The 13317-nt window shown below is 69.6% G+C and carries 13 protein-coding genes; 5 read left to right on the top strand and 8 right to left on the bottom strand.

Features of this window, described 5'->3' with window-relative positions:
• Positions 1–6: 6 nt before the first annotated feature.
• From qhpG to ACOTKD_RS01525, 6 genes are all read right to left on the bottom strand, one after another.
• The gene (gene qhpG / locus ACOTKD_RS01550) at positions 7–1461 is read right to left on the bottom strand and encodes a flavin-dependent monooxygenase QhpG (protein ID WP_424886977.1); all 1455 of its coding nucleotides are present in this window, start codon (positions 1459–1461) and stop codon (positions 7–9) included.
• Positions 1458–2846 (bottom strand): radical SAM protein, encoded by a 1389-nt coding sequence (locus tag ACOTKD_RS01545; RefSeq protein WP_424886976.1) that lies wholly within the window; start codon positions 2844–2846, stop codon positions 1458–1460. Before ACOTKD_RS01545 ends, qhpG begins: the two co-directional genes overlap by 4 nt.
• A complete protein-coding gene (locus tag ACOTKD_RS01540; RefSeq protein WP_424886975.1) occupies positions 2843–3712 on the bottom strand; it encodes a hypothetical protein in 870 nt (289 codons plus the stop codon). The genes ACOTKD_RS01545 and ACOTKD_RS01540 overlap by 4 nt, the downstream gene beginning before the upstream one ends.
• The gene (locus ACOTKD_RS01535; protein WP_424886974.1) at positions 3709–5112 is read right to left on the bottom strand and encodes a hypothetical protein; all 1404 of its coding nucleotides are present in this window, start codon (positions 5110–5112) and stop codon (positions 3709–3711) included. The genes ACOTKD_RS01540 and ACOTKD_RS01535 overlap by 4 nt, the downstream gene beginning before the upstream one ends.
• Before the next feature lie 50 nt (positions 5113–5162).
• Positions 5163–6653, bottom strand: coding sequence for a ferritin-like domain-containing protein (locus ACOTKD_RS01530; protein WP_424886973.1), 1491 nt, complete (start codon positions 6651–6653; stop codon positions 5163–5165).
• 405 nt (positions 6654–7058) lie between these two features.
• Positions 7059–7370 (bottom strand): hypothetical protein, encoded by a 312-nt coding sequence (locus tag ACOTKD_RS01525; protein WP_424886972.1) that lies wholly within the window; start codon positions 7368–7370, stop codon positions 7059–7061.
• Positions 7371–8036: 666 nt separating this feature from the next.
• Here ACOTKD_RS01525 and ACOTKD_RS01520 point away from each other — a divergent pair.
• Complete coding sequence (locus tag ACOTKD_RS01520; protein WP_424886971.1) at positions 8037–8921, top strand: hypothetical protein; 885 nt, start codon at positions 8037–8039, stop codon at positions 8919–8921.
• Between the two features lie 44 nt (positions 8922–8965).
• Positions 8966–9214 carry a hypothetical protein gene (locus ACOTKD_RS01515; protein ID WP_424886970.1) on the top strand — a complete coding sequence of 83 codons (249 nt, stop codon included), beginning with the start codon at positions 8966–8968 and terminating at the stop codon, positions 9212–9214.
• Between the two features lie 84 nt (positions 9215–9298).
• On the opposite strand, the gene ACOTKD_RS01510 is transcribed toward ACOTKD_RS01515, so the two are convergent.
• Together ACOTKD_RS01510 and ACOTKD_RS01505 are read right to left on the bottom strand one after the other, a co-directional pair.
• Positions 9299–10237, bottom strand: coding sequence for an ATP-grasp domain-containing protein (locus ACOTKD_RS01510; RefSeq protein ID WP_424886969.1), 939 nt, complete (start codon positions 10235–10237; stop codon positions 9299–9301).
• 367 nt (positions 10238–10604) lie between these two features.
• Complete coding sequence (locus tag ACOTKD_RS01505) at positions 10605–10787, bottom strand: hypothetical protein (RefSeq protein WP_424886968.1); 183 nt, start codon at positions 10785–10787, stop codon at positions 10605–10607.
• Positions 10788–10924: 137 nt separating this feature from the next.
• Between ACOTKD_RS01505 and ACOTKD_RS01500 the strand changes: the two genes are divergently transcribed.
• The 3 genes from ACOTKD_RS01500 (at position 10925) to ACOTKD_RS01490 (ending at position 13288) form a co-directional block, all read left to right on the top strand.
• On the top strand, positions 10925–11104 hold the full coding sequence (locus tag ACOTKD_RS01500; RefSeq protein WP_424886967.1) for a hypothetical protein: 180 nt from the start codon (positions 10925–10927) through the stop codon (positions 11102–11104).
• 172 nt (positions 11105–11276) lie between these two features.
• Entirely contained in the window at positions 11277–12077 is an 801-nt protein-coding gene (locus ACOTKD_RS01495) for a MerR family transcriptional regulator (RefSeq protein ID WP_424886966.1), read from the top strand.
• Positions 12074–13288 carry a glycosyltransferase gene (locus tag ACOTKD_RS01490; protein ID WP_424886965.1) on the top strand — a complete coding sequence of 405 codons (1215 nt, stop codon included), beginning with the start codon at positions 12074–12076 and terminating at the stop codon, positions 13286–13288. Before ACOTKD_RS01495 ends, ACOTKD_RS01490 begins: the two co-directional genes overlap by 4 nt.
• Positions 13289–13317 lie beyond the last annotated feature (29 nt).

Here is a 13317-nt window from a genome sequence, read left to right as displayed (position 1 = left end):
AACCCGTCAGCAGGCTACGCTCACGAGGTCGTGCCGGTGCAGCCACCGGGCGATGGCCATGGCCCGCTCGGGCGGCATGGTGCGACTCCAGGCCCGTAGGGTTTCGGCCAGTGTGTGCTCGCCGGACAAGGACTCCGCGAGCGGGGCGAGCGCCAGCCCTCCGAGGTAGGCCACGGGCCGGGCCAGGGTGGGATGGCTGAGGGCGGGGCGGAACGACACCTGGTCACCCACCACGCAGGGGGTGCTCACCAGCTGGGCGGCAGGTGTCAGGCGCAGTCGCCGGTGCATCAGGTGGGCCAGGTCCGTAGGGGAGGCGGGGGCGGACGTGGTGGCCGGTGGAGGGAGGGCCCGGCGGCGCCAGAAGGCGTTGCCCTGATGGGGCCGGTGTTCCCCGTAGTGTCCGCCGGCCCACTTCACGTGCTGTTCGGCGGAGTGCCGCTGGCTGTCGCGGTAGTAGGCCAGTGCGGCGGTACGGTCACCGTTCTCGGAGAGGAGGGTGTGCACGGTGACGGCGCCCGACATCGCGCTCTGCAGGGCCTTTTCCACGCCGGACGAGGAGAGCGGATCGATGGCGAATGCGGCCTCGCCGATGCTGAGGTGGTCCTCGCCGGCAGGGTCGGGATGGAAGTAGCTGGTCGCGTCGCAGACACGGACCAGGTCCCGGGGCCGCTCTCTCGCGAGCCCGCCGAACAGCTCCGAGCCTGCCAGCAGGCTTCGGAAGTGGCTTTCGAGAGAGGTCTTGCGAACGCCGGAGCGGCGGAGGCGCTCCGGGTCGGTGAAGGCCATGGCCCGGTAGTTCCCGCCCGGCAGGAGCGTGCCCCACAGCCAGCCGTCCGGCAAGGCCTCCACGCGGGTTGCCGGGGTCTCGTACGGGTCGGCGCGCCAGGTCGCGTGCAGCGCGATGGTCCGAGGGCCGGTGCGGGTCACGCGTCCGCCGAGGACACGCGACCGGCCTGCGGCGTCGACCAGGAACCGGGCGCGCAGGAGCCGCGCTCCCTCAGGGGTTGTGACCGGTACCGTCCATCCGCCGGCCTCCCGGCGGGGACGGCGCGCGAAGGCGGGTTGGAGCACTTCGACGCCGGCGGAGCGGGCGGCGTCCAGCAGGAGCTGGTCGAAGCGTCCTCGGCAGACCGTGAGTCCTGTCGCGCTCGCGGGAAGCCGGACGTGTCGCACCAGGTCGTCCGCCCAGCGGACGCTCGATTCGGTGCAGGCGAGGAAGCCCGCGCCCCGTACCGCGGGAAGCGTCCCGAGGCTGTGCAGCAGCGGCCGGACGGCCGGGGTCAGCGCTTCGCCGACGTGCGGGCGCGGGAACGGGTGCCGTTCCACGACGAGCACCCGGTGGCCGAGCTCGCTCAGACGCCGGGCACAGACCGACCCGGCCGGTCCGGCGCCGATGACACACACCTCGGTCTCGGCCCTGGAGACGGCCGCGGTGGCAGCGGGCCTCGCCCGGAGGGTCATTGCGGTGCCCGGGTGGCCGGCACCTGCTGGAAGTAGTCGGGGCGGCGGACGCGCAGGCGGTGGTACGCGCCGAGGGCATAGTGCAGCCAGCCACGGATGTAGTGGCAGGCGGGCCGGCCTCGCTGGATGACCTCGTGATGACAACCGCCACCGCACAGGTACCGTGCCCAGCACGAGCGGCACGGTTCCTGGCGGTGTACGTGCCGGTCGCTCAGCCATTTCAGCCGGCGGTTGCGGTCCACTCCCCGGCTGAGATCTCCCATCGTGCCCTTCGGGTCGCCCACGAAGCGATGGCACGCGGCGAGGTCTCCTTCTGCCGAGACGCCCAGGTACCCCGCCCCGGCGCCGCACGGATAGGGCCGGTGCGTGCCGTGATGGAGCTCGCGCAGTGCATTGACCAGGTTGGCGAACGGGTAGCGACGGCCGGCGATGACCTGCCGTTCGAATTCCTCGCCGCACGCGACCATCTGGCTCAGCATCACCTCCAGGTCGGAGGTGGAGAGCTCGCCCCGGCCATTGGGCGAGTTGAGCAGAGGGGAGAAGCCGACGCTGTGGAAACCCAGCTCGACGAAGGCATCCAGGGTCTCCTTCAGGGCGAGGTTGTCCGGCGTGACCGTCACCCGGGCCGAGACCTGCATCCGGCGCTGCGCGGCCAGCAGCGGCGTCACATTGGCGATCACCTTGTGGAAGCTGCCCCGCCCGCCCCGGTACGGGCGCAGCGCGTCGTGCACCTCCTGGGTGCCGTCGAGGCTGACCGTCACCGCGAAGCCGTGTTCCTCGAAGAAGGCGGCGTCCGCGGCCGTCAGCGTCGTGCCGTTGGTGGTGATCGAGAAGGTCACGGGCAGGTCCTTCTCGTCCGAGAGGCGGACCGCGTGCTCGGTGGCGGCGTGAATGACGGGCCGGTTGAGCAGGGGCTCGCCACCGAGGAAGGAGAGGTTCACTCGTTCGCCCGGTGCGGCGGTGCCGAAGAGCAGATCGACCGCTTTCCGTGCTGTCTCGGTGGACATGCTGGTGGGCGCCTGTCCGAAGCTGCCCTGCTGGGCGTAGCAGTAGGTGCAGCCGAGGTTGCACTTCTGTGCCACGGCGAGTGACAGTGCGCGCACCGGCGGCTCGGCGGGCGGCCTGTCGTCGATCAGCGGCGGCGCGTCCAGCCCGAGTTCGGACATCAGCCGGGAGAGCCCGGTGTCGTCCCCGGCCTGCCGGGCGCCGTCGAGGAGCGCGTAGGTGGTGGCATCCAGGTCGAACAGGCGGCTGCCGTTGACCACGAGGGCGTGCGAGCCGACTTCGGTGCGCAACAGGTGCAGGTCGGGGCTGACCGGGGCGGACGACTCCATCAGCTCGCGGGCCTGGTTGCAGGCGGCGGCCCCGGTGGGGGAGGGGTTCATCGAATGACCTCGTCGGTGGTGCCGGTGTCGGGGTAGTCCCGGCCGCCGACGACGAACCGGAGCTGCTGCTGCCATTCCCGGAACAGATCGTCGTATGTGAGGAGGCGAGTGTCTGCTCCCCTGTCGAGCACGTACTCCTTGGGCACGCGGTGCACCGCGAGCCAGTTGTTGCCCACGCTGAGACCCTCTTCGTCGGTGTCGACGTTGACGAAGTCCGGCCGGCTCGCCGCCCAGTAGTAGCAGGCGCATTCGCGGTAGTCGTTCTGCCAGGGTGAGCAGAGACTGCTGGTGAGGTCTCCGGGCTGCACCAGCCGCTCGTCGATCACGGCCAGTCGTTCGTTCACCGCCTCGCTGGTGGCGAACAGCGGCCGGACGGTCAGCTCCACCGTCCGCAGCTCGGCAAGGTCTTCCGGGATGCCCACCGGATTGGGAGAGGGCTTGCTGGTGAAGTCGCAGGGGACCTTCTGGTTGACGTGACGGTCCAGGACGCCGGCGAGGGAGTTGGACCATTCCAGCATCACCACGCCGTCGGGGTTGCGGGCCGAGGCGAGGCTTTGGTCGCTCCCGGGAATCTGTGGCCCGGTGAGGTTGCCGACCACCGGTTCGCCGCCTACCCGCAGCAGCCGGCAGCCTTTGAGGTTCTGGTGTTCCGGGTCGGCGCGGACGACGTAGTTGTCCGCCTCGTGCAGCTCGATGCCCTCGAAGATGCGTCGCCAGACGTTGCGGAAGTCGAATTCGAGCCCGGGGAAGGCGTTGGAGATGGCCGATGCCGCCAGGGTGCTCGGCGGATTGCCGGCTGCCCGGTAGTGCAGTTGAGCCGACAGGTTGGTCGGGTGGATCGAGGCGATCGGCTGAGGCTGTGTCATTCCTGCTCCTGACGGCCGGTGTCCGGGGCGGCGGCTCCGCCCGATCCGTCCTCCGGGAAGATGGACCGGCGGGCGACCTTGCGGACGATGTCGACCTGGCGGCGGGTCAGTGCGAGTGAGCGGCCGTCCGCTCCGCGCATCAGGGCCGGCATCTTGCGCCGCCCCTTGGCGGACAGGTCGCCGACCTCGTCGAAGTCGCGCAACACGTCGGCGAACCATGGGGCCGTTCCGCTGCGCAGGCCGGTCAGAACGTGCTGGTGCAGATTCAGCAGCGCCGTGGGGTCGACCAGTGACGGCGCCATGATCGGCTCGAAGAGGCGCCCGGTGTCGCCGGTGTCCTGGGCGGCCATCGTGTTGGCGGCACCGACCAGGCCGACCACCGCGTTGCCGTTGAGCACCGAGGTGTTCATCAGCCGAACGGTGTCGAAGGCCCGCCGCACCACGTCCTCGGCCGCTTCCAGGGTCGCATCGTCCTCGTCGGCCGTGGGGCCGAACATGGCCTGTTCCAGCTCGTCCGCGACCGACCGGACCGGAAAGCTGTCCGGAGCGTAGGCCGGCGGCCCGGCGCCGATCCTCGCGTAGGCGGTCAGCCGCGTGCCCTCGGTGGTCAGTTCCGCCCTGACCAGGCCGTCGCACTCGTCGTCCAGATAGCCCTTGCCGGCCCCTGTGTCGTCGCTGGCATAGATGCCGCCGGGGGCGGTCACGGTGGGAACGTCCGCGTCGCTGTAGCCCAGCCAGCTGCCCTTCTGCGCGTTGTACAGGACATCGACCAGGTTCGGGTCGTCCGGCGGTCCGGGTGGCGGCTTCACCTTGCTGGAGCCGTAGACGTGGCCCGCCGCGGGGGTGAAGCGCAGCCGGATGCCGGGGAAGTCCGGTGTGGGCCTGATGTACCGGACGTGCCCGAGCGGAAGCTTCTTGCCCTCCCAGAAGTTCGCGCACGTGCCGTTCAGCGCGTGCACGGCGTGGTCGTGGAACGGACCGGCCTCGGCTTCGATCCGGTCGGTCTTCTTGCCCGTGCGCCGGTAGATCTTGTGATTGGCCACGTGCACGGACCAGCGCACGTCCCCGGGACCGAGACCGTACTGCTCCAGCAGATCGGTGGTCAGCGGTTCCAGCACGTCGTCCCGGCCCGGGACCGAGGTCAGCACCCAGACCTCGAGGAAGGGCGCCACCGGCCGGACCCCGCCGTCCTCGGTGAAACGCAGAACGGGCGGGGCGTCAGCCGACGTGATGGCCCCGCTGCCCGGATCCACCTCGAACGTCGGGGCAGGGAGCAGCTGCCGCGGGGACAGCGGGTTGCGGGGGTCCAGCAGCACGTCGTAGTTGTCCATGGGCCGGGTGGCCGCCCCCAGGCGACCGATCGCCAGGGGCGGGAGAATCCGGAGTTCCTTGATGACCACGTTCTCTCCTCTTCTCTCCTCGTCGGTGGTGGGTCGCGGTCGCGTGCTGCTCAGTCCCCGGCCAGGATGCGGTCGATGGACTCGCGTGCCTGCATGTCCGCCTCGCGGAGCGCGCGGAGGTACGCCTCGCCCTCGGCTGCCGGCGCCGCGCTCAGCAAGGTGTCGACGGCCTTCACCGAGGCCTCGGTGAGGTCGCGCTGCAGCAGCCACCGGTTGCGGTCGCCCGCCGGGAGGTCCAGCGCGTACGGCATCTCGAACGGAGGGCCGGCCAGCAGTCCGGAGGACCTCTCCCGGTCGAGCGGCAGCCGGAGCAGTGCCCCGGCAATGGCCCGGAGGTTGTACATTTCGCCGAACGCCCGGTGGATCAGCGATCCGCGCGCGGTCGGGGCGGCGCCGTTGTCGAGGGGGCCGACGAGGCGGAAGGCGTGCGCGAGATCCGTGAGCAGCATGCGGTAGCGCAGGTTGAAGAGATGGCCCCAGCCGGCGGCCTCGGGGTCGGTGATCGGGTTGACCTCGGGTTGCGGCTGCCCCGGCCCGGCAGCCAGTACGGACGTGAGGGCCATGGTTTCTTCGTTGAGCCGGTGGTCGGTTCGCGGGTTCTCGGCGACGGGCCGGGCCACCGCCTCCTGGTCCGGACGGTCCAGCTGCTCCAGTTCGCGGAAGATCGTAAGGAAACGGTTGAAGTGGGACGGGTCTCTGCGATCCTCGCCGTCCGGGCTGTCGGCCGCCGGGAGCGCCTCGCCCTGTTCGCCGATGTTCCTGAGCGCGCGGAGGGCGCTGTCGCGCGAGACGACGCGGAGGATGAGCAGATCGGGCGACAGGGTCTCGGGCACGTTTCCGGAGTCCCGAGCGCGTTCCCCGCGCCGGTACCCGCGGCCCCACTCGTCCCAGGACGCCTGGTAGGGAAGGGTCGAGGCCTGGAAGGCGGTCTCCGGGATCCGGTTCCGGTCCCGGAGGATGTCGGACAGCCGTTCGTAGAGGGCGCCCACGCGGTTCACCGGCACCTCCTGCTCGCCGGCCGCCAGGAGCTTGATCCGCTCGGCCTCCTCGCCCGTCCAGTCGAGAGGGCTCTCCGCACAGATGTACCGGGCGAGCGATTTCCGGGTGAGCCGCCGGAGCGTGAAGGGGAACGGGTAGAAATCAGTGCCCCACGGATAGTCCTCCCGGCCGAGATTGACCGAGCCGCCCAGCGCGACGAGGAGGTTCTGCACGGTGAGCAGGTGGCCCATCTCCTCCTTCGCAATGCCCAGGATGACCTCCTGCCAGCGCCGCACGTCCTCACGGAGGCGCTCGGGGACCTGGGATCCTCCCAGCGAGTACGCGGCGAACAAGTACTGCACCATCAGCGAATGCTCGATCTCCGCGGCAACGCGCAACAGCATGATGGTGTAATCGCGCCAGTTGAACTCGGGCGGAAGGACTGGTCCCGGTGGCGGTGCCGGCGCTTCCGGTGCCGCAGCCGCCCGGGCTTCCAGGGCCTCCGCGGGCAAGGCGACCTCGGCGAAGACGGATTCCAGGTGCCTGCTGATTCTCGTGCGCATGGGGTGTCGCCCTAGGATTCGACGTGCCGGGGCGACCCCGCCTCGCTCAGGGCGCGGACACCCGCAGTCACTCACGGTGACATGCGACCCATGCCTTCCCCGCCGTGATCCGCACGACCTGCCGGTCCGGGCCGTGCCACCCGTACGGCGCAGGGAGGGAGTCTCCTCGGTGCGCCTTCCGTGTCGGATCGGCGGTTGAGCGGATCGACGGGTGAGCTGATCTCCACCCCTCCCCACCCCGTCGACGCCTCGGCGAAGCTGTACGGCACGGAGGGGCCGCCGGAGCGGACGACGGGCTGAGCCGGCCGCAAGCCGGAAGGGGCCGGCCCGGACGGCAGCACCGCAGGGGGAGGGGCTGGGCGAACACGACGGTTCGACCAGCCCCTCACGGCTGCGCCGTATCGTTCAGCACGTCACCGTCTTGCCGTAGTTGCCGAAGGTGAAGTGGTAGGCCGCCCCCGAGCCCGGGGGAATGGTGAAGCAGTCGCTGTCCGGCCCCCAGCCGATGATGACCTGTGCCCGTTGCGTGTTGCCGCATGCGTTCCACACCCACGCGACCTGCCCCGAAGCCTCGTTGTAGATGTCCGTCGAGACGCACCCGGGGACGTCCCCCATCGCGGATGCGTCCTGTGCGGGGGCCGCGACCGCGGGTCCTGCCGCACAGGCGAGGGCGACTGCTGCCGTCAGAGAGGTGAACAGGACTTTGCGTGATGCCATAGGGCGCCCTCCGCTGTCGTGAGGTGGTGGTACATGCGCCTGCGCGCCTGGTACCGACGCGTCGGCGTCTCCCGGATGTCTATTGTCGGACTGGCCGCGATGGCGGGATATACAGTATTTGGCCGGTAATTCACCACACAGTGGACCGGTTGCCACCCCCGTCCGCAGGGTCCGGCGTTCCCCCGTGGGCCTCCGGATACCCGGCCGTGATGCCTGCAACCCTCCCTGCTCGGGAGCGGATCGGCGGACCACCCGCAGGTCACGTGAGGCGGTGACGCCCCACTTGTTTCCGTCTGTTTCCACCTGTTTCCACCTCGGAGAAGAGCACCGGCGGAACCGGCCCTTCCCGCCACGGCCTTGCAGCTCACGGAGGGAAGAGCCAGGGGCCATCAGGCCATGAGGGCCGAGGAACCGCCAGATGGCCGGAATGAATCCCACGGAGCCTGAGTGGCTGGGTCCACCTCGACTGCCGAGGCCGTCGAAGACGGCGGGCTCGCCGACCGTCACCGCCCAACGTCCCCCACGAGGCTTTCCGGCCGGGACAAGGCGGCCTTTGCTCCGTCCGGCTGATTAGTGCAGGGCGCCCGGTCACGCACGGCGACGGCGGGGACGCTCTGATACGTCCGTGCCCTGAGCTCGGGCGTCGTCCACGAAAGGAGCCTCGCCGTGCTCGTCACCCAGCTCGCCCTCGTGTCGGAGACGGAACGGATCACCCCGTCCCAGCTCAACCGTGTTGCCGCTGCCCTGCAGAAGCAGGCGACCCGCGATTTCACCCCGGTCTGGGGGATTCCCGCGACCGTCGACGCGTTCGACCGGTTGCAGGACGTGCCTCTCGGCTACTGGCCGCTGATCGTCATGGACGACATTCACCAGGAGCCGGGGGTGGAGGGGTTCCACGAGGACAAGAACGGACAGCCCTTCTCATTGATCCAGTACAGCGACGCCTGGTCGCTGACGACCAGCCACGAAATGCTGGAGATGCTGGGCGACCCCAAGGGAAACCGCCTGGTGGCAGGGCAGTCACCCAAGCAGGGACAGGGCGTGGTGGAGTTCCTGGTCGAGGTGTCCGACCCGCCGCAGGACGCACGGTTCGCGTACACGGTCAACGGGCTCCTGGTGTCCGACTTCATCACCCCGCACTTCTATGATCCGGTCACTGCCCCCGGCGTCCGCTACAGCTTCAGCGGAAAGATGCCCGGCCCCCGGCAGCTCCTGCCGGGCGGCTACATCAGCTGGCGGGATCCCGTGACGGACCACTGGTGGCAGCAGATCTGGTTCGAAGGCGACGAGCCGCGCTTCCGTCATCTGGGCAAACTGACGGCCCGCGCCGGCAGTCTCCGCTCGGCGGTCGATGCCCGTACGAAGACGGCGGCACGGATCGCTGCCCGTGGCCCGGAGTCGGAGGGTTTCGCCGCTGCCCGCAGTGTGAACGCCCTGCTGAAGGAGTCGACCGGCTCGCGTGCCACGGCTCTGCGGGAACGGATCCAGGCGCTGCGAGCAGGGCAGATCACAGAGGGCACGTGGGAGGGAGGCGAGGAGGATACTTACTGAGTAGTGCCGGGTGCACACCGTACGGCTGCAGGAGGATGCCTGCCATGAGTGAGGACCGCAAGGCCCGCTCGGCCCGCGCGGACCGGCTGCATCGGCTGGTCGAGCGACTCAGGGCGAGCGAGGCTGCCCAGCCTCCTGCGGAGGGAGAGCCCCCGGGTGATGCCGGCCCGGGCGGCCCCAACCTGCGTGAGGCGGTCCACCGCCGCATGCGCGAGCTGGACGAGGCGGACCGGAAGGAGAAGGAGCCCCGGAAAGCTCAGGATGAGAGGAAGCGGAGCGAGGGCGGCTCCTGACCCGACCGGCTCGAGTCGCCCGCCGCTGCTGCCGGTGAGAGCCGGGCCGGCCGGTGGTCCGTGTGCGGGCCTGCATGCCCGCCGTCATGAAGCCTCGGCATTCGACAGAAGAAAGTCGAAGAAGTGATCGGCCAACGGTTCTCCCAGCAACGGCTCGAGGAAGAGGAACTGCCCCTGAGGGTTCACTTCGAGCCAGACGGGTTCGCCGTGCGGTGTGAGCTTGATGTCGATGATCCCCATGCGCAGGTCGAGTCGCCGGAGCACCGAAACGACCTGCCGGGCCACTTCCGCCGGGACGCTCCACTTGGAGATGGGGACATTCAAGTCAGGGCGCCAGTCGAGGTGATCCGTCTCGATCAAGGCAGCGTAGAAGCGATCACCGAAGCAGTTGAGCCTCACGTGCCGCCTGCCGGGGATGTACTCCTGGTATACGGCAGGGCACGCGGTGAAAGACTCCTCGGGGATGGAAGAGGGATCATCGATGTACTGCGTGAACATCAACGGGCCGCTCGCACCGACCACCGGCTTGACGATGATCCGTCCCACCTGCCGAGCGAAGTCAATGACATCCTGGCGTGATTGGGAGACGAGGGTCCGCGGAACGCGGAACCCCGCGTCCTGTGCCACGGAGAGCTGGTACAGCTTGTCCGCGGCGCGGTCGGTCGCCTCCGGCAGCGATACCCACAGGCCTCGATAGGCTGCCGCGAGGATCCCGCCGAGAGCGCCACGGCAATCATTGTTGACCAGACGACGCTGAAATTCGTCCTCCGTCTGAGCCGAGGCTTGCTGATTCGCTCTCATTCTCCGCCACCACAGCACCGAGACATCGGCCAGCGGCAGGGCAACGCCATCGGATGTCAGAACCGTGGCGGACGAGTCTCCGTGAGAACTCCACGCCAGGCTGTGCCGCCCGCTGATCCGGTCGCACTCCATGATGTGGAAATCGGCGTACCCGCGGCGGGCGGCGGCTTCCCGAACGGCAAGGGTGTGGAGATCATCCCTGACGGACACGGTGAGGATCATTGCTCAGGGCAGTCCACGCAGCAATCGTCGCTGCAGCCGCACGAACAGGACTCGGACGCCGACCCTGCCATGCCGCTGGCATCGATCCTGAGGCCGGTGGTGGCGCGAACGGCCTCTTCCCAAGCCTGGAGTTCATCGGGAGTCTCCAGGCGAACGTAGGAATCGGGCTGTGCCCGGAGGACGACCGGGGGAGGCGCTGCAGAACCGATACCCGTCAAGCCCTTCGTCCTGCCTACGGATTCCCCAAGCTGAAAAGTTGCCACGGAGATCACCTCCGGGGAAGGTGTGAGGTGCGGCTTGGATGTTCCCCTGACTCCATGACAGCACCACCACTGTGTCGATGCACGTTCTGACGCCAGGGGTTTCGTCAGTCGGGAGGGTAGTCGTGGTAGTGACCCCAGCCGAGGACGTCCTGTTCGGGTGGGGTCTTATAGGTGTCGTTCTTCGTCTCTTCCCGCGCTTTCCTGGCTCGCTCCGCCTCGTCCCGCTGCCGGTGCTTTTCCCCGGCGGCATGGCTCTCCTTGTGCTTCTTCTTCGGCAGCCAGCTCATGGCCCAGATCCCATCTCTCTCGCCCGTTAACCTCATTTTCAGGTTCACACGCGTAGGCGGAGCGTGCATCCCTCCCGGTGGCCGCGAAAGACCTGGCATGGTCACAGTTCCGGCTCGCTCAGCCACGGAGAGCGACCATGAGCTCCGCTCCGCCCCGGTCGTCCGCCGCCATCGGCCTTGAGGGCCGCCGGCTTGTGGGCCGGGCCGAGGGAATCCGGACGAGCCGGGGGCGCTTCTATCGCTGGGGCATACGCCTGACCGGGCTCGGTGGTCTCCTGGCGGCCTCCGGCGTCGGCTACCTGCTGCTCGGCGGCTGACGACCGCCGCGCGGCGGATCCACCCGGCCCGCTGTTCCCGTACCGGAACGGCGGCGGGCACATGGACCGGCGAGTCGCCCGTCCTCACCCGTGAAACCGCGAAACCACAGCGGCCGGTTTGACCCTCCCCTTACGTCAGGCTTAAGGCTGATGCCGACGAAAGGGCAGGTGGATGAGCTACTCCGTGGGGCAGGTGTCGGCTTTCGCCGGGGTGACGGTGCGTACTCTGCACCACTACGACAAGGCGGGACTGCTCTCGCCCAGCGAGCGCAGCCACGCCGGCTACCGGTTCTACAGCGACGCCGACCTGGCGCGTCTCCAGCAGATCCTCTTCTACCGTGAGCTCGGCTTCTCCCTCGATGAGATCGCCGCCATCTTGAAGGAGCCGCAGGCGAACGCCGTGGAGCACCTGCGGGCCCGCCAGCGGCAGCTGGGTGAGGAGATCGCCAGGTTGCAGCGGCTGGCCGAGGTGGCGGAACGAGCCATCGAGGTCCAGCAGACGGGGGTGTCCCTGACGCCTCAGGAACGCTTCGAGGTCTTCGGCGAGATCACCTTCGACCTGAGCTACGCCACCGAGGCGGAGCAGAAATGGGCGCACTCGGAAGGCCGGCGCGAGGCGATGGCGCGCGCTGCCGCCCACACCAAGGAGGACTGGCGCCGGCTCATGGGAGAAGCCACTGCCTGGCGCGCGGAGCTGCTCGCGGCCTTCGACGACGGGGAGCCGGGCAACGGCGAGCGGGCCATGGACCTCGCCGAGGAGCACCGCCTGCACATCTCCCGCTGGTTCACCTCCTGCCCACCCGACATGCACCGGCGTATCGCGGACGACTTCGTAGCCGATCCACGCGCCTTCGCCCTGGTCGTGCCGCCGTCACAGCACCGACCGGGCCTGGCCGCCTACCTGTGCAAGGCGGTCCACGCCAATGCCGCCCGCCACGCAGGCGGCCCCACCGACCCCGAGGAGCATCGATGAGGATTCTGATCGCCGCGGCCGGATCGCGCGGTGACGTCGCGCCCTATACGGGCCTGGGCGCCGCACTGCGCCGGGCGGGGCACGACGTCGCCCTCGCCGCCACGGAGGCCTTCGCACCCCTCGTACGCGCCGCAGGGCTGGAATTCCGCAGCCTCCCCGGCGACACACGGGCGCGTGGCGACATCACGGACAAACGTGAACTGATGCGCACCGCCGCCGCCTTCATCACCGAACTGGGCCAGGGGTTCGCCGACGCGGTGGACGACGGCACGGAACTGCTCCTGCTGTCGGCCACCACGGCCCCGCTCGGCTGGCACCTCACCGAAGCCACGGGCATACCGAGCCTCGGCGTGTATCTCCAGCCCACCGCACCGACCGGCGACTTCCCGCCCGTCGTCACGAGCTCCCGCTCACTGGGCCGCCTCGCCAACCGCGCAACCGGACGCTTCGCCCTCCGCATGGCCGACCGCGTCTTCGAGCAGGCGGTCACCGAGCTGCGCCACCGCCTCCAGCTGCCCCCGCTCTCTCCCTCCGTCATGCGGCGCCGGCAGGAGCAGGCGAACTGGCCCGTCCTGCACGGCTTCAGCACGGCACTGGTGACCCGCCCCTCCGACTGGCGTTCCGGCCTGGAGGTCGTGGGCACCTGGTGGCCCCACCACGATGCGGCCCAACAGCTCCCCACCGAACTGGAGGACTTCCTTCACGCCGGGCCCCGGCCCGTCCTCATCGGCTTCGGGAGCATGGCGGCCGGGGACGGGGAACGGCTGAGCGAGATCGCCGTACGAGCCCTGCGCCGCGCCGGACTGCGCGGAATCCTCCAAGGAGGCAGTGCCGGGCTCGCGGCCGACGGCGACGACGTGCTCACCATCGGCGACGTACCGCACGCCCTGCTGTTCCCGCGGCTGGCGGCGGTCGTCCACCACGCCGGAGCGGGAACCTCGGCCGCAGCGCTGCGTGCCGGAGTTCCCGCGGTCACCGTGCCGGTGACCGCCGACCAGCCGTTCTGGGCGGGACGACTTGCCGCACTCGGCGCGGCCACCGACCCGATCCCTTTCCGGTCCCTCACCGCCGAACGACTCGCCGACTCGCTCACCCGGGCAGTGAAGCAGCAGACCTACGCACGAGCCGCTGCGGGAGCGGCGCAGCACATGGCGACCGAGGACGGGGCCGGACGGGCCCTCAAGGCCATCCAGCGGCTGACGAAAGAGTGATGTTTGTGGTGATCCCGAACTCCGCGACG

It is taken from the genome of Streptomyces sp. XH2 (assembly GCF_049725035.1).
GTDB classification, from domain to species: domain Bacteria; phylum Actinomycetota; class Actinomycetes; order Streptomycetales; family Streptomycetaceae; genus Streptomyces; species Streptomyces roseoverticillatus.
This window is presented reverse-complemented; position numbering and strand designations above follow the sequence as displayed.

Bases quoted from the DNA above. Each gene is read 5' to 3' on its own strand.
- ACOTKD_RS01510 (WP_424886969.1), bottom strand. From the start codon at position 10,237: ATGATCCTCACCGTGTCCGTCAGGGATGATCTCCACACCCTTGCCGTT.
- ACOTKD_RS01525 (WP_424886972.1), bottom strand. From the start codon at position 7,370: ATGGCATCACGCAAAGTCCTGTTCACCTCTCTGACGGCAGCAGTCGCC.
- qhpG (WP_424886977.1), bottom strand. From the start codon at position 1,461: ATGACCCTCCGGGCGAGGCCCGCTGCCACCGCGGCCGTCTCCAGGGCC.
- ACOTKD_RS01545 (WP_424886976.1), bottom strand. From the start codon at position 2,846: ATGAACCCCTCCCCCACCGGGGCCGCCGCCTGCAACCAGGCCCGCGAG.
- ACOTKD_RS01495 (WP_424886966.1), top strand. From the start codon at position 11,277: ATGAGCTACTCCGTGGGGCAGGTGTCGGCTTTCGCCGGGGTGACGGTG.
- ACOTKD_RS01530 (WP_424886973.1), bottom strand. From the start codon at position 6,653: ATGCGCACGAGAATCAGCAGGCACCTGGAATCCGTCTTCGCCGAGGTC.
- ACOTKD_RS01505 (WP_424886968.1), bottom strand. From the start codon at position 10,787: ATGAGCTGGCTGCCGAAGAAGAAGCACAAGGAGAGCCATGCCGCCGGG.
- ACOTKD_RS01515 (WP_424886970.1), top strand. From the start codon at position 8,966: ATGAGTGAGGACCGCAAGGCCCGCTCGGCCCGCGCGGACCGGCTGCAT.
- ACOTKD_RS01490 (WP_424886965.1), top strand. From the start codon at position 12,074: ATGAGGATTCTGATCGCCGCGGCCGGATCGCGCGGTGACGTCGCGCCC.
- ACOTKD_RS01500 (WP_424886967.1), top strand. From the start codon at position 10,925: ATGAGCTCCGCTCCGCCCCGGTCGTCCGCCGCCATCGGCCTTGAGGGC.
- ACOTKD_RS01540 (WP_424886975.1), bottom strand. From the start codon at position 3,712: ATGACACAGCCTCAGCCGATCGCCTCGATCCACCCGACCAACCTGTCG.